The sequence below is a fragment of the Apibacter sp. ESL0432 genome (genome assembly GCF_019469225.1).
Lineage (GTDB): Bacteria > Bacteroidota > Bacteroidia > Flavobacteriales > Weeksellaceae > Apibacter.
This window is the reverse complement of sequence record NZ_CP048266.1, coordinates 1,506,277-1,531,649: the sequence shown is the minus strand read 5'-3', so window position 1 is coordinate 1,531,649 and position 25,373 is coordinate 1,506,277. Positions and strand designations below refer to the sequence as shown.

The following is a 25,373-nucleotide window of genomic DNA, read 5'->3' as shown; positions in this document are numbered from 1 at the left end:
CGTTTTTTGTTTACAGGTCAATGTAAATAATTTTTATAATTTAAAATCAAATCCCAAATAAAACATTGAAGATACAATAGGGGCATAAATTAAAGAAGTATCGAAATAAGAACTAAAAGGGTTTTCCGGATTTATAATAGGATTTTTTTGTTTATAGCCTCCCAAATTTTCCACTCCTAGATAAGATCTAAACTTATCTGTAAAATATCTGGATAATTGAGCATTCATTAAAGTATAATTAGGCGAAAACGATTTTCGCTGATATTCTATCGGATTTTTAGAGGTGTCCGGAAGTCTTTGTTTTCCTATATATTGCAATGTAAAGTCCAATGCCCATTTACTTTTGTTTTCAGTTTCTAGAGTAGAATATGATATAGAAAATAAGCCTCTGTTTTTAGAAGTAAAGGGAACTTGTCGCCTGCCATCCACATAATCGGCTTTAATATCATACCATTTATAAGCAAAATGCAATTCCAGATTGGAAATAGGAATAATATCCCATACTGCCTGAAAAGTATTTGAAAAAGATTTTCCATCTAAATTATAAAACCAAAGCGCTTGAGACGATCGATCCAAGTCTATGAGAACTTGTTTTTTAAAATCCGTTCGGTAAAAATCGATCGTAAACGTATTCTTGATAGCTCCAATTTTAAAATCCTGAATTAAACTACCTCCATAGTTCCATGCAATTTCAGGTTTTAAACCATAAATATCGCCATGGTTTGATTGAATATGTACCTTACGAGAAGAGGCAAAATACTGCATATTTTCAGAAAATATATTGGCTGTTCTCATGCCTTTTCCCGCAGCTAATCGAAGGGTTGTTTTAGGCAAGAAAGAATATTTAATATTAATTCTTGGTAACACTTGGTTTCCCGCCAAATTGTGAAAATCAGTTCTGGCGCCCAATACTAAAGTTACATTTTTAATTGCAGTAGTAGTATATTCGGCAAAAATCCCGGGTACATTTTCAGTTCTTTTATAATTGGAATTTTCAAAATCCTCATTGAAAGCATCATGAAGATAACTTGCACCTAAGGTATATTTGTGATTTGTGTTACCAATGATATTTTCAAATAATAAATTGGTGAAAAATGAATTTTCATTACCATTATATACTCTTTGACCGAAATAACTATCAATAGTATGATGGATAAATTTAGTTTGTAAACCTATGCTTTGATAAGGTTTAGTAAGAAAGACAAATCCGGTTTTATTCCAAATTTCAAAATGTGTATTTTCAATACCTAGTCCATAATGATTTTGAGTCAAACGGTCAGTAGATTCTCTAAATTTTTTTTGACCTCCGATTTGTTTATCATAAAGCGCCTGAATACCTATTTGAGAACCCCATCCGTTTTTTTTAATACCGTCATAATGGATGATATCCATAACATTTAGTTGTTTGGAAAGAGGACTATCAAGATATCCGTCATGATTCATAACTTCTTTAGCAAACCTTCCGCTCAAATGAGTTAATGTGGTATTACTCCAATTATTGGAAATAGAAGATGCATTGACAACATTAAATTCCAAACGAGCATTATGATTTGCAAAAAAATTGATAGTGGTAAAATTTTTATCTTTATACTTCATCAATTCAGTATTTATTTGACCGGTTATAGCCTCGTAGCCATTAGTAACAGTGCTGCCTCCTTTGGTAAGTTGAATACTGTTTATCCATGTGCCGGGTATAAAATTTATACCATTGGCTGTGGACAATCCTCTAACCTCCAGCATATTATCAACGGTTAAGGAAGTATATTTTTGATCTAGTCCTAACATTTTAATTTGTTTAGATCCCGTTACTGCATTGGTTGTAGAAATATCCACAGTAGGATTTGTTTCAAAACTTTCAGCCAAATTACAACAGGCGGCTTTCAACAATTCCGTTTTATTAATTGTATAGGTAAGAGAAGCAGAATTTGCTTTTATACTTACCGCCTTGGCTTTTTGTCGGACAACAACCTCATCCAATACTTTCTCTGAAGAAGAAGGTTTGGGTTCTAAAAAAATATCTAGGGGATGATCGACATCATCAATTTTAATTTCTTGAGAAATAAAGCCGTCCTTTGCAGCTTCAATAGTATAGAGACCGTCGTGGTACATCAGCTCAAAATTGCCTAAGCTGTCGGTAACAGTTTTCATAATCGCGTGTTCTTTCCAATTTACATCAGCTCCCTGAACTGGTATATTTTCTCCGTTTTCCAAAGTAGTTAGTATACGACCTTTTAATGTTTTATGCTGGGCTACAGCCAATAGACCGTAAACGAGCAAAAACATACTTATATATTTTTTCATTTTTTGTTATTTAGTTATAAAAAATTGATTTTTAAACCGGCATTACTGAACATGGATTACATACAATAATGCATCTTATCCTATCTTATATAAAATAGAATAAACTGAACTATGAAAAAATATACATTATCCGTAGTAGGTATAACGACAATAAAATTTATATAATTGATAAACAGGGGGAGGAGGGTTACAATAAAGTTGTGCTATACCCTCTTGTTGAGAAGATGCCCAATTAAATAGATTCCAATTTACATTGGGAATAATTCCTAAAACTGTAAAAATTAAATGTTGAAAATTGGAATCAAATGAAAAAAAGCTGTTTTCGTTCGATTTTATTAGAACGTCCTTACAGCAAAAATCTCTTTCAAAAGAAGGATAATCCTTTTTCTCAGAATGTTTTAATTCGTTGGAAAATTTTTTGAAATTAATGGTATAGCCAATATTTTCTCCGTGACACCAATTTTGGTATATGAAGAGATTAAGATTTGCAAATAAAACTAAGCAAATCAAAAGTATAGACTGAATTAATTTCATCAAGTAAAGATAAAAAAATTATTTGGATTGGCCGGTTGAAATTAATTGCATGATATAAAAATCAATGATACTAATGCTTAAAATGACGTATTCCCGTAAATATCATAGGAATATTGTATTCATTACAAGCCTCAATGCTTTCTTTATCACGTATGGAACCTCCGGGCTGAATAATAGCAGTTATACCATTCTTTGCTGCGGTATCTACTACATCTCGAAAGGGAAAGAATGCATCAGAAGCCAAAACCAAATGATCGGTTCTTTTTTCTTTGGCGCGTTCAATTGCTTCTTGAGCCGCCCATATTCTATTAGTTTGTCCCGAACCAATACCCAGGGCTTGGAAATCAGAAGCAACCACAATAGCATTGGATTTGGCATGTTTTACTATTTTTTGAGCAAAAATCAAATCTTCCAATTGTTTTTTGTCAGGAGCTGAATTTGTTACTTGTGTAAAATCAGTAGCTGAAGCATGATCCACGTCCTGAACTAATAAACCGCCATCGACCTTAACGAATTCAACTGAATCCGATACAGGGTTGTTTACTTTTATAACGCGCAAACTTTTTTTAGAAGATAATACTTGTAAAGCTTCACCCGTAAATGATGGAGCAATAACTATTTCTATAAAAACGGTTACCAATAAACGAGCTGTTTCCTCATCAACAGTTCGATTAAAAGCGATGATCCCTCCAAAAATTGAAATTGGATCACATTCAAATGCTTTTTGATAAGCTTCAACTATAGTATTTCCCAGAGCTACTCCACAGGGAGTAGAATGTTTTACCGCACAACAGGAAATTTCTGAAAATTCATTAACAACTTTATACGCCATATCCATATCTCGGAAATTATTAAATGAAAGTTCTTTACCTTGTAATTGTTCAAAGTCCTTCATAGCTCCGTTTTTGGATTTATCTATATAAAAGGCTGCTTTTTGATGCGGATTTTCTCCATACCTTAAATTTTCGACTTTTTCAAAAGAAGTGTTCAAATACTGAGGATAATCATCCTGCAAAAGATATCCGGATATGGCTGCATCATAAGAAGATGTCAGGTTAAACACTTTACCGGCCAATTTCTTTCGTGTAGCTAAAGAAGTATCTCCATCTTTTTTTAACTCTTCTATTACTAAACTATAATCTTCAATTTGAGATATAACCGTTACAGAGTGAAAATTTTTTGCAGCTGATCGTAGCATAGTAGGTCCGCCTATATCAATAAATTCTATCATTTCCTGCTCTGATAATCCTTTATTTAGTTTATCGAAAAACGGATATAGGTTCACAATAACCAGATCTATAGTTTTTATTTTAAGATCATGAATGGATTGTAAATGTTCTTCTTTTGTCCTGGAAGCCAGTATACCCCCATGAATAGAAGGATGTAACGTTTTAACTCTTCCATCCAATATTTCAGGAAAACCGGTATATTCACTAACTTCGGTGACATTAAGGCCATTGGTTTTAAGATGCTTATAAGTTCCACCGGTTGAAATAATTTCATACCCTTGAGATTGTAAAAAAATTGAAAAATCAATTATATTGGTTTTGTCTGAAACACTTATTAAAGCTCTTTTCATTACTATGATTTTACATTTATTCGGTAATTAAATAAAAGGCTTTTCCTTTTACATCATCATCTACAGATTGAGGGATATCCTGATATTCTTCCCAGTAACTATTTTTAAGTTTAACTCCATTTTCTTTAGCATATTTATCTAAAGTGTAACGGGTTTTAAAAAGGTTATGAACGTTTTCATTTATAGGAGTAGTGATTGCTTTTCCGGCAGGTAGAGTTATCAAGCTCATAACAGAATTAGGAGGGTTTATATTAGATTCCACGGGATAACCTGTATAAAAAATGGTACTTTTAGCCAATGTGTCAAAAGTACTGTAATAAATAATAGGATTTTCAATATCTTTATAAGAATATTTTAAACTATCTGTTAAATAATTTGATATTTCATGTAAAGACTTATACATAGCTTTATAAACTTCCTCAGCATTTGTGGAAGTTTCATTTTTAATGGCTATCATTTGAATTCCTTTAAAATCAATATATTCAGCATCACCTTCGTGGAGTTGTTTATTGGATCGCCCATTCTGTAATAGTATAGAAAGTTTATCAAGACTTTTAATTAAGCTTTCTTCCAATTTATGAGAATATAAATAAGCAAAAATGCGAGTAAAATAAGTAAAATTTTCTGTTGTGAGGTGGATGGTTACATCGGTCACTCCTCCATTTGATTGAAAATCTATATCCTCGATACAAACTACACCGTTTTCAACAAAAATTATTTGAGATTTTATGGTGTTGTTTACTTTGCTTTTTAAAATTTTATATTCTCCTTTACCTATGGAATGGTCCTTAGCATTATTCCAAGTTAAACTGCTTCCTGTACCTTTATAAGGGGCAAAGTAATTTATCCGAGTATTAACAGAATCTTCATTAATTAATAATCCCCAAGAAGCGTAATTTTCAAGATCATTAAATTCCGCAAAGACTTCACTGATTGGATTGTTAAACTCTTTAGTAGCTATAATTTCTATTTTTTTGGGAAGAAAAGATGGCATTATGCATCCGGCAACAATTATCAAAAAAACTAAAAAAAGAAAAATATTAACAATCTTTTTCATGTAAATAAGAAGTTATTAGACGTAAATAATGAATTTAGTGTGAAAACACAAAGCTACAAAAAACATATATACAGACGTATAAAAAGACTATTAATTTTAAAAAGAAAGGACACTGAACTATGCAATGTCCTTACTTTAAGTATTATAAATTATTACAATTATTTATCGGTGCCAGGATTGGTTTCAGGAGCTAAAACAACACCTTCTATTCTTACCGGTAAATTTGGTTTTTTCTCATCATTAGAAGATATAGTAATGGTTCTGCTGAATCTTCCTACATTAGAAGTATTGTAGGTAACCGTAATTTCACCTTTTTTTCCCGGTGCGATAGGTTCTGTAGTCCATTGAGGTACCGTACATCCGCAAGAAGTGTTTATATTGGAAATAATTAACGGTTTATCTCCCACATTTTGAATTTTTATAATTCTTTTGCCATTAGATCCTTTGTTTACATTCCCATAATCTACCGTATTATTTTCATAATTGGTAATTTTAATTTCCTGAGCATTGCTGAAAATGAATGCTCCCAATAGGAATGCCGAACTTAAAACGAACTTTTTCATGTTTGATATATATTTAACTATTTTTTTAACTATTGAACTTCCCCTTTAATTTTTAAAAGCTTTCTTGAAATTTTTGGATCATTACTGAATACCTCAATTGATTTGGAAAATTTACCAAGATTCTTTGTATTATACTTAACGTTTATCTCACCTGATTTACCCGGTAAAATAGGAGTTCTGGTCCATGAAGGTACAGAACAATCACATGATGATTTAACATTGGAAATAATCAAAGGTTTGTCACCTGTATTGGTAAATTTGAAAATTTGATTACCATCAGAATTTTTTTTAATTATTCCATAATCTATTTGATCTTGACTGAATGTTATAGATTGAGCGGAAATGAAACTTCCTAAAAATAGGAGAAAAACTAATATAGCAGTTTTTTTCATACTTGTAAAGATATAAAATTTTAAATTCACTTTAGCTTAATTTTATTTTCAAAAATAATACCATCTAATAATATAATTGGTAATAAAAATGAATTTTTTGAAATCATAAACAGAAGGTCTTATCTAAATTTAGCTCTTTCATAGGGTAGGGGCCATAAGGTGTCTTTTTCTAAAATATGGGCGGCTTCTAAAGCAAAGTATGGATTACGTAACAGCTCTCTACCCAGGAAAATTAAATCAGCTTCGTTATTTTCGAGTATTTCTTCTGCTTGAACAGCTTGGGTTATCAATCCAACCGTTCCGGTTATTATGGCAGAATTATTTTTTATTTTATTGGCAAAAGGCACTTGGTAATTAGGTTTATTGGGTATTTTAGCATGGGGAGTTAAACCACCGGATGAGACATCTAAAACCTCTACACCTAAATTTTTTACTATTTCGGCCAATTCTACAGATTCATCTACACTCCAACCGCCTTCTATCCAATCGGTGGCAGAAATTCTAACCCATAGAGAAATTCTTTTAGGAAGTATTTGTTTAATTGCTTCTATAATTCTAACCAGCAATCGAATTCTATTTTGAAAATTACCTCCGTAATCATCTTTTCTTACATTACTTAGAGGAGATAAAAATTCATGAATAAGATATCCATGAGCAGCGTGTATTTCAATAATATCATAACCTGCTTTCACAGCTCTTTCTGCTCCTTCTTTAAAATCATTGATAATGATATTTATTTCATCAATAGATAGTTCTCTTGGTTTTTGGGAATTACCGTCGAAAGGAACAGGAGAAGGCGCTACTATAGCCCATTTCTTATATCCTTCATCCAGTTTTTCATTAGGAAGCCAAGGAATAGGAGTACTGGCCTTTCGTCCTGCATGAGCTAATTGGATACCCGCTAAACAGTTATTATCGTGAATTGATTGTACAATTTCACTTAATTTAAGAATATGTTCGTCTTTCCAGATACCCAAATCTTTATAGGTAATTCTACCTTGAGGGGAAACGGCAGTGGCCTCTTGAATAATTGCCGCAACTCCTCCCACCGCACGGGTTCCATAGTGTATTAAGTGCCAATTATTGGCAAAACCATCATGAGCAGAATATTGACACATGGGAGACATTATGATCCTGTTTTTTAGCGTGTTACCTTCTAAAGGTAAAGGTTTAAATAATTTTGACATACTATTTTTAGGTTTTTATTGTTTTTTTAGATAATATATAATAACTATGATGTTGTTTTTAAAATATATACAAATCAAAGTTAATAACTTTACAATGGATACCCCAATTAAAAATAAATTATATTAAAAAATATTATATTTTTGTAATTATAATATTTATAAAAGTATGATAGGATATATCAGAAATTCCTTGACATTAGTGTTAGCTTTTAGCATATCTTTAAGACTCTGTTCTCAATCACTATCATTTTCAGAATCTCAGATTATTATGTATAAAGAAAATAATCTGATTAAAGCAGCCGAGAAGCAAGAAGAAGCCTATCAATTTGACTTAAAATCTTACAAAGGATTACGTTTTCCTCAATTAGACATTTTTGGAGCCGGTATATACCGAGATAAAAAAATTGGAACCAATTTAAATGGTGCCAGATCAGAAGTTGCGGATGCTTTAAATATTTCTGATCCTGAGGAATTAGGAAATTGGGATGTAAATCTCCTCAAAAGAGATATAGCCTTAGGAGGAGTTAAATTTACTTGGCCATTGTTCACAGGAGGAAAAATTAATGCCGCAATTGAAGCTTCAAAATTAAAGGCAGAAATAGGAAATAAAGAGTTAGTAAGTACTAAAAATAAGCTGATTTCGGAATTAGCCGAAAGATATTTTCAAGTTAAATTAGCTGAAGATGCACTTTTAGTAAGAAAACAAGTGTTGGACGGAATGAATCAACATTTGTATAATGCAACTAAAATGGAACAACAAGGGTTGATAGCACCTGTTGAAAAACTTCAAGCAGATGTTGCCGTATCAGAAGCTAATCGACAATATCTTGCCGCTCAAAAAGATGCTGAATTGGCAAGGGTAGCATTGGCAAATACCTTAGGAATAGATCAAGTTAATGAAGAATTAACAACTCCATTTTTTATTGTTCCTTATTTACATCCGTTAGATTATTATCAGGATTTCGCCGTTGAAAATTATCCGGAATTACAAAAGCTTCAACTTCAAGTTGAATTAACCGAACAATCAATTAAATCCAAAAAATCAACCTATTATCCAACCATATCAGCCTTAGGAAATTCAATTTTAATTCATAATAACCCGATAGGGGGTATGAAAAAAAATAGAAAACCCTGGTCTTTGGGAGTGGGAATGACCTATACTATTTTTAACGGTCTGCAATACAAAAATGAAATAAAATCAGCAAAAGCAACCAAAGAAAGTGTATTATATTCTCAAGATAAAGCTAAAAAAGACATTCGGACTCTGATTGAAAAAATATTTCAAGACATACAAAAACAAGAAGAACAAATACAAAACTTAGATGTTCAAATAGTTCAAGCAGAAGAATTACTTCGAGTGAGAGTAAAAGGATTTTCAGAAGGGGTTCAAACCTCAACAGATGTGGTCGATGCTGAAGTTAATTTATCGGGTATAAAGTTGCAAAAAATACAAGCCAGTTATAATTATGTGGTCGATTTAGCATCTTTATTAGAATATAGCGGATTAAGTCAAGATTTTATAAAATATACGAATCAATAATCATTTTATATGAAAAGTAAACTTATAAGTTCCATCATAAGTATCATAATAATTATAGCCATAATAGGCCTTTCTATATGGTTTATGAATAAGCCGACTCAAGTAACCATTCAAGGTCAAGTAGATGCTACTCAAATTAATGTATCACCTAAAATTGCAGGAAGACTCGAACAGGTACTAATCAAGGAAGGAGACATGGTAAAAGAAGGTGATTTGTTGGCTGTCTTAAGTACGCCGGAATTAGATGCTAAATTAATACAAGCAGAATCTGCAAAAGCTGCAGCAGAAGCTCAAGATAAAAAAGCCAAAAAAGGAACTCGAACAGAACAAATACAAGGAGCTTACAATCAATGGCAACAAGCAAAAGCATCAGCAGAGCTGGCAGATAAGACTTATGAAAGAATGCAGAATTTATATAACGATAAAGTAATATCTGCGCAAAAAAGAGATGAAGCGTACACTCAAAGTAAGGCTTCCAGAGAATTAGAGAAAGCAGCCTATGCAAATTATAAAATGGCAATAAATGGGTCAAGAAGTGAGGATAAAGAAGCAGCATCTGCACAAGTTAATCAGGCGCAAGGAGCAATAGAAGAGGTATTAGCTTATAAAAAAGAAGCTAAAGTACTTTCACCTTCAAATGCCGAAGTATTAAAAATAATTCCGAATAGAGGAGAGGTTGTAAGTGCGGGATATCCAATTGTAAATCTGGTTGATTTAAATGATGTTTGGGTGGTGTTTAACATCAAAGAGAATTTAATGTCAAGTTTTAAAAAAGGTTCCACTTTCGAAGCACAAATTCCCGCGTTAAACAATAAAAAAATTAAATTACAAGTTCGATATATTGCAGCACAAGGAGACTTTGCTACATGGAGTGCTACCAAAACTCAAGGCGATTTTGATATGAAAACCTTTGAGATTAAAGCATATCCCATGGAAAAAGTGGAAGGCTTAAGACCCGGTATGAGTGCATTAGTTGATGAAAAATCATTGAAAAAAGATTAATGCAAAAAGGCTTTTTTTCCATATTTTTAAATGAGGTTCAAAGGCTTTTGACCAGTCCAAGATTAATGTTTTTGGCTGTAATTTTGCCTTGTGGATTGTTTTTATATTATGCTAGTCTTTTGCAGGAAGGAGTACCACGAAAATTTCCCGTTGTTTTATTAGATCAAGACAAATCGAATACATCCAGAGAATTGGGAAGGATGCTGAATGCAACATCTTCTATGGATATCGTAGCTGAAGTGGAGAATCAACAAGATGGGGAGAAAATGATACGAACGGATAAGGCTTTTGCCTTAATAATTATTCCGGCAAATTTTGAAAATGATATTTATAGAAATATCGATACTCAGGTAGCTTGTTATTACAATAATAACTATCTCTTAGCCGGAGGATTGATTAATAAAGCCTTTCAATCAACGGTAGGATCTTTTGCTGCCGGAGCTCACATCAGTGGCTTAACACAAAAAGGACTTACTCAAAAACAAGCTTTAGCAGCTACATCTCCCATAAATTCAAAACAACATATACTGTTTAATCCTTACACAAACTATTCCTATTATCTTACTATTGCTTTAATGCCTATGGCCTTGCAAATAATAGTGATGGTAGTATCAATCTATGTGTTAGGATCAGTTCTGAAAGACCGAAAAGGCAGAGAACTTTATGTAAAAAGTAGAGGAAATGTCTGGGTTTCATTTTGGGCCAAAACTTTACCCTATACCCTTTTGTTTTCTTTAATCGGTTTTTTTATGAATAGTTTATTGTACTATAAAATAGGAATTCCTTTAAGAGGTAATTTTCTTATTGTGAATATTTATTTTATAGTATTTGTAATCGTTTGTCAGTTATTTGGATTATTTTACGTCAGCTTTAATAAAGATTTGCGTTCGGCCTTGACTTTAGGCGGTTCCTATTCAGCCATAGCATTTTCATTTACCGGATATACTTTTCCTAAGGAAGGCTTACCGGATGTGATACAATATTTAAGTTATACGTTTCCATTTACTTCTTATTTGCGGTTTATTATTGATTATGCCGTTAGAGGAATTGCGATAGGTAGTCTTAACTTCGGTTATTTAATAGCTTTTATGATATTTTGTCTGATAGGATTTGCTTCCATGCCCGGCTATAATCGATTATTAAAAAAAGGAGGATATTATGTTTAAAGATCTAGTAGAATATATATCGGTAATAGGCAAAACATTTGTAAAAGAAATTCGTCTTATATTTTCAGATGCAGCCGTAAAATCATCCTATCTTATTAGTCCCATAATAGTTGGCTTTTTATATTCATATATTTATTCTAATGAAATAGTTACTAAAATACCTATAGCTGTTGTAGACCAGGACCAGTCACAGATGACTCATACCATTACACGAATGTTAAATTCATCTCAACAGGTAAAAATAGATCATTCTGCTACCAGCTTATTAGAAGCTGAAAATCTTTTTAATTTAGGAAAGGTTAAAGGTATTATTCTTTTACCTAAAGATTTTACCAGAAAAATACAAAGAGGGGAAGTACCTTCTATTTCTGTATATTGTGATGCATCATACATGCTTTATTACAAACAGTTTTTAACTTCTGTAACCGCTTCTATAGGAACTTATAGTGCTCAAATTGAAGTTAATAAATTGATGGCGGGTGGAACGCCTCAAAAACAAGCAGTTGCCTCAAGAAGACCTATTGATACGGTATCTGTTCCGTTATTTAACATAGATTCGGGATACGCAACTTTTGTTATGCCGGTTGTATTTTTAATTGCCATACAAACGCTGCAAATTTCTGCTATGGGAGTTTTGGGAGGAACACAAAGAGAACGAAAATCATATACAAAATTATACCCTTTTATTAAAAAGCCATTGGGAACTATTCCGGTATTGTTGGGTAGATCAGGTGCTTATTTGTTAATATCAATGATTTTGATGGTAATTCAAGTAGGATTGGTTATGGGACTTTTTAAGTTTCCACAACGGGGTAATCCATTTGAGGTATTTGTATTTTTAATTCCCTTTATCTTCTCCGTTACATTTTTAGGAATATTTTTGATGAACTTTTTTAAAAAACGAGAAGATGCCATTATGATCGTCACTATATTTTCTATCCCCTCATTATTTCTATGCGGGGTATCTTGGCCAACATTGGCATTTCCTGAATGGATAAAAGTAATATCCTATATATTTCCGACAACGTTAGCCGTAAAAGGCTTTTTGGAAATAACCCAATCGGGAGCTTCACTTATAGAAATAAAAGAACTGTGGTTGCAAATGTGGATCATGTGTCTGATTTATTTCGTAATTGCTGCGTTAACATTAAAAAGATTAGCTTATGTGAATTTAAGCAAATAAGATAAAAATAAGCCACTTTAGAACATAATACTCAAATTAAGAAGGGATCTGTTATTTTAATATTCTGATAATTTGCCATAAATTTTAATTTTTTAATAATTACATTTTTTCGACTAGTGAGTTATATCATATATAAGAGAAAAAAATATGTAGATTTATATTGTTAGATTTGTATATACAAAAAAAAGAAATTAATTTATTTTAAATTATGGAAAACTTAATAAAATCACTAGAGAAACATGGGATCTCAGGTATTAAAGAAATTGTTCACAATCCAACCTATGAACAACTATATCAAGCGGAAATGGATCCTAAAAATGATGGGTATGAAAAAGGAGAATTAACTACTTCAGGAGCCGTAGCCGTAAAAACAGGAGTTTTCACCGGACGTTCGCCAAAGGACCGATATATTGTAAAAGATTCAGTAACAGAAAATACTATATGGTGGGATGGTAAAATTAATGTACCAACAACCCCACAAACTTTCGATAATCTAAAAGGTTTAGTAGCTAAACAACTATCTAACAAAAAATTGTACGTGGTTGATACTTTTTGTGGAACCAATAAAGATACAAGAATGAAAGTCAGATTTGTTATGGAAGTAGCATGGCAGGCACATTTTGTTACCAATATGTTTATACGTCCATCTCAATACGAACTTGAACACTATGGAGAGCCTGATTTCTTTATTATGAACGGATCTAAGGTTACCAATCCAAACTGGAAAGAACAAGGGTTGAATTCAGAAAACTTTGTTATGTTTAACCTTACCCAAAAAGTACAAATTATTGGAGGAACTTGGTATGGAGGAGAGATGAAAAAAGGTATGTTCTCCATGATGAATTACTATTTACCATTAAAAGGAATGGCCTCTATGCACTGTTCAGCAAACGTTGGAGAAGCCGGAGATGTAGCCATTTACTTTGGTTTATCAGGTACAGGAAAAACCACTCTATCTGCTGATCCGAAACGTTATCTAATCGGTGATGATGAACACGGATGGGATGATAACGGAGTATTTAACTATGAAGGAGGTTGCTACGCAAAAGTAATTGACCTTTCCGAGGAAAAAGAACCGGATATTTGGAGAGCTATCAGACGAGATGCTTTATTAGAAAATGTTGTTGTAAAATCAAATGGAGAAGTAGATTTCAAAGATAAATCTATTACAGAAAATACTCGTGTATCTTATCCTATATACTATATAAATAAAATTGTTCTTCCATCTAAAGCCGGACATGCTAAAAAAATAATTTATTTATCAGCAGATGCTTTTGGAGTATTGCCTCCGGTTTCCATTTTAGATGAAGAACAAGCACAATATCACTTCCTATGTGGGTATACTTCCAAATTAGCAGGAACTGAAAGAGGAATTACAGAACCTCTACCATCTTTCTCACCGGCTTTTGGTGAAGCATTCCTTTCGTTACACCCAACCATGTATTCAAAAACATTGGTTTCTAAAATGAAAAAACATGGAGCTAAAGCATATTTAGTAAATACCGGATGGAACGGAACTGGAAAACGTATATCTTTAAAAGATACTCGTGCTATTGTAGATGCTATAATTGATGGATCTATTGAGAAAGCTGCTACTAATACAATCCCATATTTAAATCTGACTTTCCCTACTAAATTACCAAACGTATCCGACATATTAGACCCAAGAACTACCTATTCTAATGTATCAGAGTGGGAAACAAAAGCTAAAGACTTAGCAGCTAAATATATTGCGAACTTTAAGCAATATACGGATACTGAAGAAGGTAAAAAATTAGTAGCAGCAGGACCGAAATTATAAATAACAAACATAATCACATTATTAAATTCTCTGATTAGTTAAAATCAGAGAATTTTTTTTGAATTAAAATTGTTAACACTATAAATTGAAAAACTTTGAAATTTGATTTACCATCAAAATCACTATATAGAAATTTAATGAATAATTCCTAACTTTGACTTCGTATGAAAGATTTATTTGCAGATTTAAACGAAGTTCAAAAACAGGCAGTTAGTACAACAGAAGGCCCCTTAATGATAATAGCAGGTGCAGGTTCAGGAAAGACCAGGGTTTTAACTTACAGGATTGCCCATTTAATAGATAAAGGAGTAGATTCCTTTAATATTCTTGCGCTTACATTTACGAATAAAGCAGCACGAGAAATGAAAGAAAGAATAGCTGCATTAATTGGAGGAACTGAAGCTAAAAATTTATGGATGGGAACATTTCATTCCGTTTTTGCGAGAATTTTACGTGCAGAAGCAAATAAATTAGGGTTTCCTTCTAATTTTACTATTTATGATCAACAGGATTGTCTTAATGTTATAAAAAAAATAATAAATGAACTACAGCTTGATACTGATATTTATAAACCTAAACAGGTTTTAGGACGCATATCAAGTTACAAAAATAATTTAATCACGGTTCGGGCATATTTTAATAACCCGGAATTAATTGAAGCAGATACTGCCGCTATGCGACCAAAAATTGGTCACATATATCAAGCCTATGTAGATCGTTGTTTCAAATCGGGAGCAATGGATTTTGATGACCTTTTGCTTAGAACCAATGAATTGCTTACCCGTTTTCCTGAATCCTTGGCCAAATACCAAGACCGTTTTCGCTATATTATGGTGGATGAGTATCAAGATACGAATCATTCACAATATTTAATTGTAAAAGCACTTGCATCCAGATTTGAAAATATATGTGTAGTTGGAGATGATGCACAATCTATATATGCATTTAGGGGAGCAAATATTAGAAATATCCTAAATTTCAAAAAAGATTATCCGGATGCCAAAATAATTCCTCTGGAACAAAATTATCGATCCACACAAATTATTGTGGAAGCAGCGAATGAGGTGATTGCTAAAAATAGGGATCAACTTGAAAAAAATGTATGGACGCAAAACCCTTCAGGAGATAAAATTCCTGTTTATAGAGCTCTTTCGGATGCAGATGAAGCAAATTATGTAGCATCAGAGATATTTTCATTGAAAATGTCTCAACAGAAAAAAAATAAAAATTTTGCCGTACTTTATCGCACCAATGCCCAATCAAGAGCTATAGAAGAAGCCTTACGAAAGAAAAATATATCGTATAAAGTATTTGGAGGGCTTTCCTTCTATCAAAGAAAAGAAATTAAGGATCTCTTAGCCTATTTAAGAATATTAGTGAATCCAAAAGATCAGGAGGCCCTATTAAGAATTATAAATTATCCTGCCAGAGGTATAGGAGATACAACTGTCAATAAGCTAATTGTAGGAGCAGATCAGCAGCAAAAGTCTTTGGATGAAATTCTGGAACAGATTGAGTTTTTAGGAAATTCTTTAGGTTTAAACAAACCAACCATTGATAAATTAGTCAACTTTTGGACTATGATTAAAAGTTTTCAGGTTTTACTGAAGACGGAAGACGTATATGAAGTTGCCATGAAAGTTGCCGTTACCTCAGGAATTCTAAAAACATTAAAAGAAGACGACACACCTGAAGGAATTTCAAGAGTAGAAAATATACAAGAATTATTAAACAGTTTACAAGGATTTGTAGATGAACAAAGACAGCTGGATGAAGGAGATCCTAGTTTAAATTTTTTCCTGGAAAATATAGCTTTAGCTTCAGATTTAGATTCAGGTGAAGAAGACGATGATAAAGTTTCATTAATGACGATCCATTTAGCCAAAGGGTTGGAATTTCCGGTGGTTTTTATAGTTGGTTTAGAAGAAAATTTATTTCCTTCTCAAATGTCATTAAACACCCGTCAGGAATTAGAAGAAGAAAGAAGATTATTTTATGTAGCATTAACCAGAGCTGAAGAAAAAGCCTATTTCACGTACGCTACCACACGTTTCAGATGGGGTAAAATAGTGGATGGAGAGCCGAGTAGATTTTTGGAAGAAATCAGTGAAAAGCATTTGGAAGTTTTAAATATCAGTTTTACGAATTCGATAAGAAATAATTCGGGATTGAACTCGGATATCTTTGCCGATGATTTCGCACCTAGATATCCTAAAGGACCCAATCCTATTTATCAGAAGTCGAAAGATCCGATTAAATCACCACAAAACTTAAAGCCCATATCTAATGCAAAATTAGCAAATCCGGTAGGAGGTTCGGTTGCCAATTTAAAGATAGGAGATCATGTCTTGCATGACCGTTTCGGAAAAGGTACTGTAGTATCAATTGAAGGAGATCCCGAAAATGCTAAAGCACTTATAAATTTTGAAAATGAGGGAGATAAAAAATTATTGTTAAAATTTGCTAAACTCAAGGTTTTAGAATAAATAACTATTTTCAAAAATATATTTAATCTTTTTGCAAAAAAAATTCACACCATAAAGAAAGAAAAATTAATAATAATATGTAGTTAAAGAAAACGGTTGATAAAACCGTTTTTTTTTGTTTAATCGTTTTGAATTATTTTCACTCTATTTAAAGTTGCGGATTTCAATAAAATATCTATGAATGTTGACTTACCTAATTTTAAAATTTAATATCTAAATAATTCAAATTACCTATTCTTATGCCTTTATAAAATATTAAAAATGAAATATCTAATATAAAAATGGGTAAGATTGTAAAAATTATTTTTTTAATTTTTAAAGAAAATTGAAAAATTGATTTATTTAAACGTTAAAATTTTATATTACTAACAAAAATCATATAATTTTTACTAATTACTATAATATCATGTTTTATTATTATAATCAATATAATATTTGTTATATGTGTTTTAATATGTTAATTATACTGTTAATATTTTTTTATATACACAATGTTAAAATTTAAAAGTGAAAATAATATTGGATAATAATTTGTAATTTGGCATAGTAATAGCTATATTGCATATAAATATTATAATATGAGGAATATTTATACTATATTAAAATCAATCAATTGATTTGATGTAAAGGTTTATTAAACACTCAAAAAAAACTTTATTAACACTTAAAGAGCAATTCAAATGAGCAACGAGAAGTTGACTACTACTGCTGGAAATCCGATAGCTAATAATCAAAAATCATTGACGGCAGGCTTAAGAGGTCCGGTTCTAATACAAGATTATCAACTAATTGAAAAATTAGCCAATCAAAATAGAGAACGTATACCGGAGCGAGTAGTTCACGCTAAAGGTTGGGGGGCTTTCGGGACCTTTACGGTGACTCATGACATTACCCGCTACACACGCGCAAAAATCTTTTCAGAAATCGGGAAAAAGACCAGGATGTTGGCACGTTTTTCTGTAGTTGCAGGTGAATCTGGAGCATCAGACTTAGATAGGGATGTTAGAGGTTTCGCATTGAAATTTTATACAGAAGAAGGAAATTGGGATATGGTTGGAAATAACACACCGGTATTCTTTATTAGAGACGGTTATAAATTTCCTGATTTTATACACACACAAAAAAGACACCCTAAAACAAATTTAAGATCAAGTGAAGCCATGTGGGACTTCTGGTCATTGACTCCGGAAAGCTTACATCAAGTTACCATATTGATGTCAGACCGAGGTATACCAAAAAGCCCGATGCATATGCATGGATTCAGTTCACATACTTTTTCGTTTTGGAATAATAATGGAGAACGTTTTTGGTTTAAACTTCATTTCAAAACACAACAAGAGATACAAAACTTAACCAATCAAGAAGCACAAGATATTACCGGTAAAACCAGAGAATATTATCAAGAACAATTATTCGGGGCAATCGAAAAAGGAGACTTTCCCAGATGGACCGTTTATGCTCAAATCATGCCGGAAGAAGACGCCTTAAAAACTCCTTATAATCCTTTTGATTTAACAAAAGTATGGCCTCATTCAGACTATCCGTTAATCGAAATTGGAGTTATGGAATTAAATGAAAATCCGAGCAATTATTTTCAATACATTGAAAATGCAGCATTTTCACCATCTAATATAGTTCCCGGAATATCCTTTTCACCGGACAAAGTTTTACAAGCCAGAATATTCTCTTATGCTGATGCGCACCGTTATAGATTAGGAACTCATTATGAGTTTTTACCGGCAAATCATCCTTTATCAGAGAACAATCCCTATTATAAAGACGGACAAATGCGTTTTTTTGAAAATTTAAACGAAAATCCGGATGCCTATTATGAGCCAAATTCCAAAAATGGGCCGGTTGAAGATCGCTCGTTTCAAGAACCGCCTTATAAAATCCATGGTGATATAAATCGTTTCGAGGAAAATGATACTTATGGTGATTTTAAGCAACCCGGAGACTTATTTAGATTATTTACGGAAGAAGAAAAACAGAGGCTTTTTAATAATATCAAAGATGCTATGCAAGGAGTATCCAGAGAAATAATCGAAAGACAATTAAAATTATTTGATCAAGCAGATCCTGAATACGGAAATGGTGTTAGAAAAGCACTTGGAATTTAAAAAAATACACTAAAAATTAATATTCACTAATAAACTTTTACTCTGCCGAAATACTATTCGGCAGATTTTTTTTAATATTTTTTATATGGGAAATCCAGAAGTATTATTTCAAGCAATAAGAGATAACAATTTAGATCTTGTAACTGAAATTTTGAAAAATGATTTATCTCTATTAACTTATAAAGACAGACGCGGTTATAATCCTTTACTTTTAGCTACTTATTATGGTCATGAGGAAATCGTTGATTATTTATTGGAATTTGATTCTAGGGTAGATGAAAAAGATGCTTCGGGTAATACCGCATTAATGGGAGTATGTTTTAAGGGGTTTGATACCATTGCAGATAAATTAATAAATGCTGGCGCAAACGTTAATGAAACTAATTACAGCGGAGCTACTGCATTAATATATGCTGCATCGTTTAATCGGCCTTCTATAGTTAAATTATTATTAGAAAGTGGGGCTGATCCATCGATCGCAGATTTAAGAGGAAATACTCCGGCCATTCATGCAAAAATTCAAGGTTTAAAAGAAATATCCGCTTTATTGGAAAAGATATATTAACTTTATAGATTCAATATATTTATTTTTACTTGTATATCGTTATAATTAATTTATGACGATATGCACTTGTTCATAGAGTATACAGATAAAAATACAATATATAAAATGAGATATTAAAGTTAGTCGGAAGATAAAGATGGAAGAAAAATTAATTAAGATTTTAAATAATAGAGAAGAGCGTAATTTTTTACTGAGTTTATTAAAATACGGTAGAAAAAATTTTGATAATTCTATTGATTTTATAGACTATATTACCAACTTATTACATACTAATGATTCCATAAAAGAAAAATTTATCGGGCGTCTTATTCCTTTATTCAGGAATATATACATGCAGAAATTTTTAACGGATTTTGGAATATTTACTAATGATAAACTGATATCATTATTTTTCAGACAAATAGGTAATAAAATTTTACCTCAAATTTCTGATGACCAAACGCTGCTCTCATTAGCTAATGAAGTTCTTTATTCTAATGTAAACCATAATTTCATGAAATTGATTCCGCTGGACCGATGGGAAAAATTTTATGAAGTTTTATTTAACGATGATGTAATTATTTGTAATAGGGGATATGTAATTAAACAAATCAGAGAAGGAGCACTCATATTAATTGACAGGGTTATAGGAGGAGCTGCGGATACTGAAGTTTTTAAAATGAGTTACATAAGGAATATTGAAGAAAACCCATTTCAAAAATTAACCAGCAGTCTTATAAAGATATTACAAGATCATGAAATTATAAATCGAGAAAAAATAGATACTTTATCCGATCAAATCAAATTATGTAAAATTTATTTAGATAATATCATTGATCAAAAAGAAAGTAAAGGTATATCTTTACCGATTACGATTAAAGTAACTTGTTTAAGACAACAATTGGATCGTATACTTATACTTTTAAATGCTCTCTATCTACTGGATAATAAATCTTTATCCCTTGCAATGGCTAACATTACTAAAAAATTATTGGGTATATACTCAACAAAAAGTAGTGTTACGAACTCATTTCAAAGTACACTTTATGTAGTCGCTTCTTTAGTTACATGGCACAATAGACAAGCGGGTAAAAAATACATAACCAATACATCAAAAGAATACATCCAAATGCTTTATTCTGCAATGGGAGGAGGTTTTTTGGTGGCTATCTTGTGTTTTATAAAAGCTCAAATAGGTATGCGTACTTATACGCCTTTTATCCAAGCCTTATTTTACAGTCTAAATTATTCCTGGGGATTTGTTTCTATATATTTAATTCATTGGACCTTAGCAACCAAACAACCCGCCATGACAGCGGCTACATTGGCTCATGCTCTAAATCAAGATGAAAAATCTGCCAATGATTATACAGAGTTCGGATTGTTATTTTCAAGAATATTCAGAAGCCAGTTTATCGCTTTTATAGGTAATGTTTTTGCAGCTTTTATTGTTGGCGTAGGATTATATTACTTTTTGTCGTATTTTACAGGAATTCAGCTATTAAACTTGCATAAAGCAACCGATTTTAGAGATGAAGTGGTTCACCTTGATTTTAAAATTTTTTGGTTTGCTTCCATTGCCGGTCTATTTTTGTTTATATCCGGTTTAATATCAGGAATCACAGAAAATTATACCCGTTATCACAATATACCGGAAAGGCTTTATAATCATCCTTTACTAAAACGTTTTGTCAAAGAAAAAAGAAGAAGGAGCTGGGCCAATTGGTATAATAAAAAAATAGGAGGTATTTCGGGAAATGTTTTTTTAGGTTTTTGTTTGGGCAGCGCATTTCTGATCGGTAACTTTTTAGGCGTACCTTTCGATATTCGCCATATTACATTTTCAGGAGGTAATTATGCAATGGCATTATCATTTTTTAACTTTGATATTTCATGTGGAGACTTTATTTTAGGATTTGTAGGAATTTTCGGGATAGGATTATTTAATTTTCTGGTAAGCTTTTCGTTATCATTATGGGTCGCTATGAAATCCGTTAATGTGCCGACTAAAGAAATGGGGAAAATACTTTATTCTGCTTTAAAATTATTTATAAAAAATCCGGCTCGTTTTTTCTTACCAATAGAATAAAAAAACAACTTTCAGTGATCTTCTGAAAGTTGTTTTTAAATTCATTATCTCTTAAGATTTATTTTATAATACTTATTTTCTTAGAAATTTTTTTACCGTCATCTAATTGAAAATGTATAAAATATATTCCCGGTTGTGAAATATAAAAGCTATCACTAGTCAATCCGTTAATAGTTTTAGATTGAATAATCTGTCCCAAATTAGTAAAAATGGTAATTTGTGTAGTATTTGAAGGAAAATCACAAGTAAATTTATATTTAGCCGGATTGGGATATATTTTTACACTTTTATTATTTAAATCATTATTTTCATCAATAATTTTTTCTGAAAGAGCACGATAAGCATTGATTCTTCCATATCCGTAATACTTATCCCAACCGGGGGTATCCTCTAAAGGATTACCCATTTGATCGTCAGCTGTTTTTTCAATAATAGCTTTAATATCGGCGGGAGTTCTGCGTGAATCTTGAGCCAAAAGTAGAGAAGCTAATCCCACAACATGAGGAGTAGCCTGAGAAGTGCCACTCAAGCAATTATTTAGATTAAATATTGAATTATCATATATACTGCAAATAACATCTCCGGGAGCTACTACAGAAATATGATTTCCATAATTACTTCCGGTATTCGATGTGCGAAAAAATGGATTAGAACGATTAGATTCAGCATTTATAGATCCAACCGCAATAACACCGGGATAGGCTGCGGGATAATTCTCCTGAATGCTATTTTCATTTCCCATAGCTGCTACTACGACCACATTATTTTTTATGGCTTTTTCAATTGCCGTACTCATTAATTGGGAATAATTTCTACTTCCCAATGACAAATTAATTACTCTTGCGCCATTATCAACGGCGTAATGTATTGCATTGGCAATAGCAGTTGTATACCCGGAACCGTCGTTATCCAAAGTTTTTAGAATCATTAGCTTACAATACCAATCAATTCCGGCAAACCCCATACCATCATTAGCATTTGCTGCGATAATACCTGCTATATTGGTTGCATGGTCATTGGTGGAAGATAAGTCGTTTGGGTTTTGATTCTCGATAAAATTTTTACCTATATTAGACCAGAATCGGTTTTTAAGTTCCGGATGATTTACATTTAATCCTGTATCAATTATTGCCACAATTATAGAATCGCTCCCTTTTTCAATTTCCCATGCTTTTTCCATATTTATATCCGCTCCTATTTTGGAAGGATAATTATTTATAGCGGTTGAAATCGATCCGTCATTATGTAATCCCCATTGATATTTATAATACGGATCATTTGGGTGAACAGTTGCAGATTGAACTTGAGTAGTATAAATATAGTCCGGTTCGGCGTATTCAATTTCTCCGGTTTTATAATATTCTTCAATAATTTTTTTTAAATCAGAATGTTCCGGAAATTCTACGGTGTAAATGGTATTATGGTCTTTTTCGCTCAGTACGATTTTCTCTGCTTTACTCGACGAAAATAATCTATTTATGCCGGATACTTTATTCGCGCGATTCAATTCTCCATGAGAACTATCTTTCAGCTTAACAATAATTTTGTTACCTGTTTGAGCATTTATAAAAAGTAGAGAAAAAAGGTAAAAAAGAACAGCATATTTTTTTTTCATACGGAGTGAATTTTAATTTTTACTTTATATTTTGAGAAATCTCTATTATTACTTGAGTTGCTTTAATCATAGATTCTAATGGTACAAATTCATAAGGTCCGTGAAAATTAAGACCTCCGGCAAATATATTCGGACAAGGCAATCCCATATAGGAAAGTTTCGAACCATCTGTGCCTCCTCTGATTGCTTTAATGTTAGGGGTAACTCCAACCTTTTCCATTGCGGTTTTTGCAATGTCAATGATGTACATTTTATCTTCAATTTTTTCCTTCATATTGAAATATTGATCTTCTATTTCAATTTTAAAAGTTCCCTCGCCGTATTTGGAATTAAGTTTCGTGCTAACATCCTTCATAAAGGCTTTTCTTAATTCATATTTTTTGAAATCATGATCTCGAATGATATATTGCAATTGAGCTTTTTCCACGTTACCGGTAATTTTTGTCAAATGATAAAATCCTTCATAGCCATCGGTATTTGCCGGTGTTTCATCTGAAGGCATGGCACTTGCAAATTCAACAGCCAGTAAGCCCGCGTTAATCATTTTTCCTTTAGCAGATCCGGGATGAACACTTTTACCGATAATTGATATGACAGCTCCTCCGGCATTAAAATTTTCAAATTCCAGCTCGCCAACTTCACCGCCATCTACAGTATATGCCCATTTAGCACCAAATTTTTTTACATCGAATAAATCGGCACCCTTTCCTACTTCTTCATCGGGAGTAAATCCAATGGCTATTCTTCCATGTTTAATTTCGGGATGCTGTAATAAATATTCCGCAGCGGTTACTATTTCTGCAATTCCGGCTTTATCGTCAGCTCCTAGTAAGGTGGTTCCATCGGTAGTAATCAAAGTTTCTCCCATGTGATCTTTAAGCTCAGGAAATTCAGTAACTTTTAATGTAAAACCGGTGGCTTCATTTAAAAGTAAATTATTACCATCATAATTCTTCCAAATTTTAGGTTTTACGTTTTCTCCTGAAAAATCAGGTGAAGTATCATAATGAGATATAAATCCCACGGTTGGTAATTCTTGAGAACTGTTTGAAGGAATAAAACCCATAACATAACCGTTTTCATCAATGGAAACATTTTCCAATCCTATGGATTTTAATTCATTGAAAATGTAGTTGGCTATATTCCATTGTCTTTCAGTACTGGGTATTTTTTCTATACCTGCTTCGCTGGTAGAATGAAAGCTAACATATTTTAAAAAACGATTAAGAAGTTTATCTTCCCAATGTGAGGTTAAATTTGTTGACATTATTTAATAGATAGTGATAATTTCATCAAATTTATAAAAAAATATATTTGTTATTAAAAGATTTAATAAATGATATAGATGAACTCTAAACTTTTTATTGGGTCTAATGGAATTAAATAATTTAATTAGTTACATTTTTAATTAAAATCTTTGGATTTTAATTTGAATGAAAACCCATATTCCCTAAAATTTAGTATAAAATATAAAAAATAATATAAATACTCACGTTGAAAATAATTTTCCTTTAATGGAGTAAATATATTTTTTTAAGAAATATTATTCAGAAAATGACCGAAGAAATCCTTTTTAGTTTTTAAATATTCTAAATTTTCTTTTTCCGGATTAATTTCAAGAGGGATTCTATGGATTAATTTAATCGAACTATCTTTTATAAACGATATCTTTTCCGGATTATTAGTTAATAAATTTACAGATTGGATACCCAAGTCCTCCAAAATTTCCACGGCAATTTTAAAATCTCTTGCATCGGCAGGAAATCCTAATTCAATATTAGCTTCAGCAGTATTGAGACCTTTGTCTTGAAGATTGTATGCTTTAAGTTTGTTAATAATTCCGATATTTCTACCTTCCTGTCTTAAATAAAGGAGAACCCCACCATTTTCATGGATATATTTCATGGCTGCATCTAATTGCTTTCCACAATCACATCGTTTCGAATGAAATAAGTCCCCTGTAATGCATTCAGAATGTATACGAATATTTACGGTTTTTTTTAAATCTGTATTTTTACTGATCATTGCCAGATGAGGCATCCAATCGTTTTCATTTTCCGAATATGCTATTATTTCGAATTCTCCCCATTCGGTGGGTAAATTAGCTTCCGCTTGTCTTTTCATCTTCATTATTTACAAATAGCAAAATTAATACAATTATTGATATGTGAAATTGGCAGTATTCATTAACTTTATTTAGGATAAATCTAAATG

The 25,373-nt window shown here is 32.0% G+C and carries 19 protein-coding genes; 9 read left to right on the top strand and 10 right to left on the bottom strand.

The genetic code is table 11. The features are described from left to right. Positions 1-33: 33 nt before the first annotated feature. The 7 genes from GYM73_RS06480 to GYM73_RS06450 all read right to left on the bottom strand — a co-directional run bounded on the left by GYM73_RS06480 (position 34) and on the right by GYM73_RS06450 (position 7,613). Entirely contained in the window at positions 34-2,301 is a 2,268-nt protein-coding gene (locus GYM73_RS06480) for a TonB-dependent receptor plug domain-containing protein (RefSeq protein WP_220233347.1), read from the bottom strand. Positions 2,302-2,427: 126 nt separating this feature from the next. Then, positions 2,428-2,835 (bottom strand): hypothetical protein, encoded by a 408-nt coding sequence (locus GYM73_RS06475; RefSeq protein WP_160566798.1) that lies wholly within the window; start codon positions 2,833-2,835, stop codon positions 2,428-2,430. A gap of 70 nt (positions 2,836-2,905) precedes the next feature. Next, the gene (gene purH, locus GYM73_RS06470; protein WP_220233346.1) at positions 2,906-4,414 is read right to left on the bottom strand and encodes a bifunctional phosphoribosylaminoimidazolecarboxamide formyltransferase/IMP cyclohydrolase; all 1,509 of its coding nucleotides are present in this window, start codon (positions 4,412-4,414) and stop codon (positions 2,906-2,908) included. Positions 4,415-4,430: 16 nt separating this feature from the next. Then, entirely contained in the window at positions 4,431-5,471 is a 1,041-nt protein-coding gene (locus GYM73_RS06465) for a hypothetical protein (protein ID WP_166004232.1), read from the bottom strand. A gap of 158 nt (positions 5,472-5,629) precedes the next feature. Then, positions 5,630-6,034: a DUF1573 domain-containing protein gene (locus GYM73_RS06460; RefSeq protein ID WP_160566789.1), complete on the bottom strand. Its 405-nt coding sequence runs from the start codon at positions 6,032-6,034 to the stop codon at positions 5,630-5,632. A 29-nt stretch (positions 6,035-6,063) separates the two neighbouring features. Further along, on the bottom strand, positions 6,064-6,426 hold the full coding sequence (locus GYM73_RS06455; protein ID WP_105297941.1) for a DUF1573 domain-containing protein: 363 nt from the start codon (positions 6,424-6,426) through the stop codon (positions 6,064-6,066). 119 nt (positions 6,427-6,545) lie between these two features. Beyond that, complete coding sequence (locus GYM73_RS06450) at positions 6,546-7,613, bottom strand: NADH:flavin oxidoreductase/NADH oxidase (RefSeq protein WP_160542021.1); 1,068 nt, start codon at positions 7,611-7,613, stop codon at positions 6,546-6,548. A 166-nt stretch (positions 7,614-7,779) separates the two neighbouring features. On the opposite strand from GYM73_RS06450, the gene GYM73_RS06445 reads away from it, so the two are divergent. The 9 genes from GYM73_RS06445 (at position 7,780) to GYM73_RS06405 (ending at position 21,544) form a co-directional block, all read left to right on the top strand. Then, the gene (locus tag GYM73_RS06445) at positions 7,780-9,153 is read left to right on the top strand and encodes a TolC family protein (protein WP_160542022.1); all 1,374 of its coding nucleotides are present in this window, start codon (positions 7,780-7,782) and stop codon (positions 9,151-9,153) included. Positions 9,154-9,162: 9 nt separating this feature from the next. Next, a complete protein-coding gene (locus GYM73_RS06440) occupies positions 9,163-10,155 on the top strand; it encodes an HlyD family secretion protein (protein ID WP_220233345.1) in 993 nt (330 codons plus the stop codon). Next, positions 10,155-11,321, top strand: coding sequence for an ABC transporter permease (locus tag GYM73_RS06435; protein WP_220233344.1), 1,167 nt, complete (start codon positions 10,155-10,157; stop codon positions 11,319-11,321). The genes GYM73_RS06440 and GYM73_RS06435 overlap by 1 nt, the downstream gene beginning before the upstream one ends. Beyond that, positions 11,314-12,504 (top strand): ABC transporter permease, encoded by a 1,191-nt coding sequence (locus GYM73_RS06430; RefSeq protein ID WP_220233343.1) that lies wholly within the window; start codon positions 11,314-11,316, stop codon positions 12,502-12,504. The genes GYM73_RS06435 and GYM73_RS06430 overlap by 8 nt, the downstream gene beginning before the upstream one ends. 208 nt (positions 12,505-12,712) lie before the next feature. After that, positions 12,713-14,305, top strand: a complete 1,593-nt coding sequence (gene pckA, locus GYM73_RS06425; protein WP_220233342.1) for a phosphoenolpyruvate carboxykinase (ATP) — start codon at positions 12,713-12,715, stop codon at positions 14,303-14,305. A gap of 164 nt (positions 14,306-14,469) precedes the next feature. Continuing rightward, positions 14,470-16,791 (top strand): ATP-dependent helicase, encoded by a 2,322-nt coding sequence (locus GYM73_RS06420; RefSeq protein WP_160564005.1) that lies wholly within the window; start codon positions 14,470-14,472, stop codon positions 16,789-16,791. 680 nt (positions 16,792-17,471) lie between these two features. Then, entirely contained in the window at positions 17,472-18,911 is a 1,440-nt protein-coding gene (locus GYM73_RS06415) for a catalase (RefSeq protein ID WP_160564003.1), read from the top strand. Between the two features lie 85 nt (positions 18,912-18,996). After that, the gene (locus GYM73_RS06410) at positions 18,997-19,476 is read left to right on the top strand and encodes an ankyrin repeat domain-containing protein (protein WP_220233341.1); all 480 of its coding nucleotides are present in this window, start codon (positions 18,997-18,999) and stop codon (positions 19,474-19,476) included. Between the two features lie 136 nt (positions 19,477-19,612). Next, positions 19,613-21,544, top strand: a complete 1,932-nt coding sequence (locus GYM73_RS06405) for a site-specific recombinase (protein WP_220233340.1) — start codon at positions 19,613-19,615, stop codon at positions 21,542-21,544. Between the two features lie 58 nt (positions 21,545-21,602). Here GYM73_RS06405 and GYM73_RS06400 read toward each other — a convergent pair whose 3' ends face one another. The 3 genes from GYM73_RS06400 to ribA form a co-directional block, all read right to left on the bottom strand. Beyond that, positions 21,603-23,159: a S8 family serine peptidase gene (locus tag GYM73_RS06400; protein ID WP_220233339.1), complete on the bottom strand. Its 1,557-nt coding sequence runs from the start codon at positions 23,157-23,159 to the stop codon at positions 21,603-21,605. 19 nt (positions 23,160-23,178) lie between these two features. Beyond that, positions 23,179-24,426, bottom strand: a complete 1,248-nt coding sequence (gene pepT / locus GYM73_RS06395; protein WP_220233338.1) for a peptidase T — start codon at positions 24,424-24,426, stop codon at positions 23,179-23,181. Between the two features lie 266 nt (positions 24,427-24,692). Then, on the bottom strand, positions 24,693-25,283 hold the full coding sequence (ribA, locus tag GYM73_RS06390; protein WP_220233337.1) for a GTP cyclohydrolase II: 591 nt from the start codon (positions 25,281-25,283) through the stop codon (positions 24,693-24,695). Positions 25,284-25,373: the final 90 nt, after the last annotated feature.

Excerpts from the sequence above, each read along its gene's own strand:
- GYM73_RS06480 (WP_220233347.1), bottom strand. The coding sequence starts at position 2,301 with ATGAAAAAATATATAAGTATGTTTTTGCTCGTTTACGGTCTATTGGCT.
- GYM73_RS06475 (WP_160566798.1), bottom strand. The coding sequence starts at position 2,835 with ATGAAATTAATTCAGTCTATACTTTTGATTTGCTTAGTTTTATTTGCA.
- purH (WP_220233346.1), bottom strand. The coding sequence starts at position 4,414 with ATGAAAAGAGCTTTAATAAGTGTTTCAGACAAAACCAATATAATTGAT.
- GYM73_RS06465 (WP_166004232.1), bottom strand. The coding sequence starts at position 5,471 with ATGAAAAAGATTGTTAATATTTTTCTTTTTTTAGTTTTTTTGATAATT.
- GYM73_RS06460 (WP_160566789.1), bottom strand. The coding sequence starts at position 6,034 with ATGAAAAAGTTCGTTTTAAGTTCGGCATTCCTATTGGGAGCATTCATT.
- GYM73_RS06455 (WP_105297941.1), bottom strand. The coding sequence starts at position 6,426 with ATGAAAAAAACTGCTATATTAGTTTTTCTCCTATTTTTAGGAAGTTTC.
- GYM73_RS06450 (WP_160542021.1), bottom strand. The coding sequence starts at position 7,613 with ATGTCAAAATTATTTAAACCTTTACCTTTAGAAGGTAACACGCTAAAA.
- GYM73_RS06445 (WP_160542022.1), top strand. The coding sequence starts at position 7,780 with ATGATAGGATATATCAGAAATTCCTTGACATTAGTGTTAGCTTTTAGC.
- GYM73_RS06440 (WP_220233345.1), top strand. The coding sequence starts at position 9,163 with ATGAAAAGTAAACTTATAAGTTCCATCATAAGTATCATAATAATTATA.
- GYM73_RS06435 (WP_220233344.1), top strand. The coding sequence starts at position 10,155 with ATGCAAAAAGGCTTTTTTTCCATATTTTTAAATGAGGTTCAAAGGCTT.
- GYM73_RS06430 (WP_220233343.1), top strand. The coding sequence starts at position 11,314 with ATGTTTAAAGATCTAGTAGAATATATATCGGTAATAGGCAAAACATTT.
- pckA (WP_220233342.1), top strand. The coding sequence starts at position 12,713 with ATGGAAAACTTAATAAAATCACTAGAGAAACATGGGATCTCAGGTATT.
- GYM73_RS06420 (WP_160564005.1), top strand. The coding sequence starts at position 14,470 with ATGAAAGATTTATTTGCAGATTTAAACGAAGTTCAAAAACAGGCAGTT.
- GYM73_RS06415 (WP_160564003.1), top strand. The coding sequence starts at position 17,472 with ATGAGCAACGAGAAGTTGACTACTACTGCTGGAAATCCGATAGCTAAT.
- GYM73_RS06410 (WP_220233341.1), top strand. The coding sequence starts at position 18,997 with ATGGGAAATCCAGAAGTATTATTTCAAGCAATAAGAGATAACAATTTA.
- GYM73_RS06405 (WP_220233340.1), top strand. The coding sequence starts at position 19,613 with ATGGAAGAAAAATTAATTAAGATTTTAAATAATAGAGAAGAGCGTAAT.
- GYM73_RS06400 (WP_220233339.1), bottom strand. The coding sequence starts at position 23,159 with ATGAAAAAAAAATATGCTGTTCTTTTTTACCTTTTTTCTCTACTTTTT.
- pepT (WP_220233338.1), bottom strand. The coding sequence starts at position 24,426 with ATGTCAACAAATTTAACCTCACATTGGGAAGATAAACTTCTTAATCGT.
- ribA (WP_220233337.1), bottom strand. The coding sequence starts at position 25,283 with ATGAAAAGACAAGCGGAAGCTAATTTACCCACCGAATGGGGAGAATTC.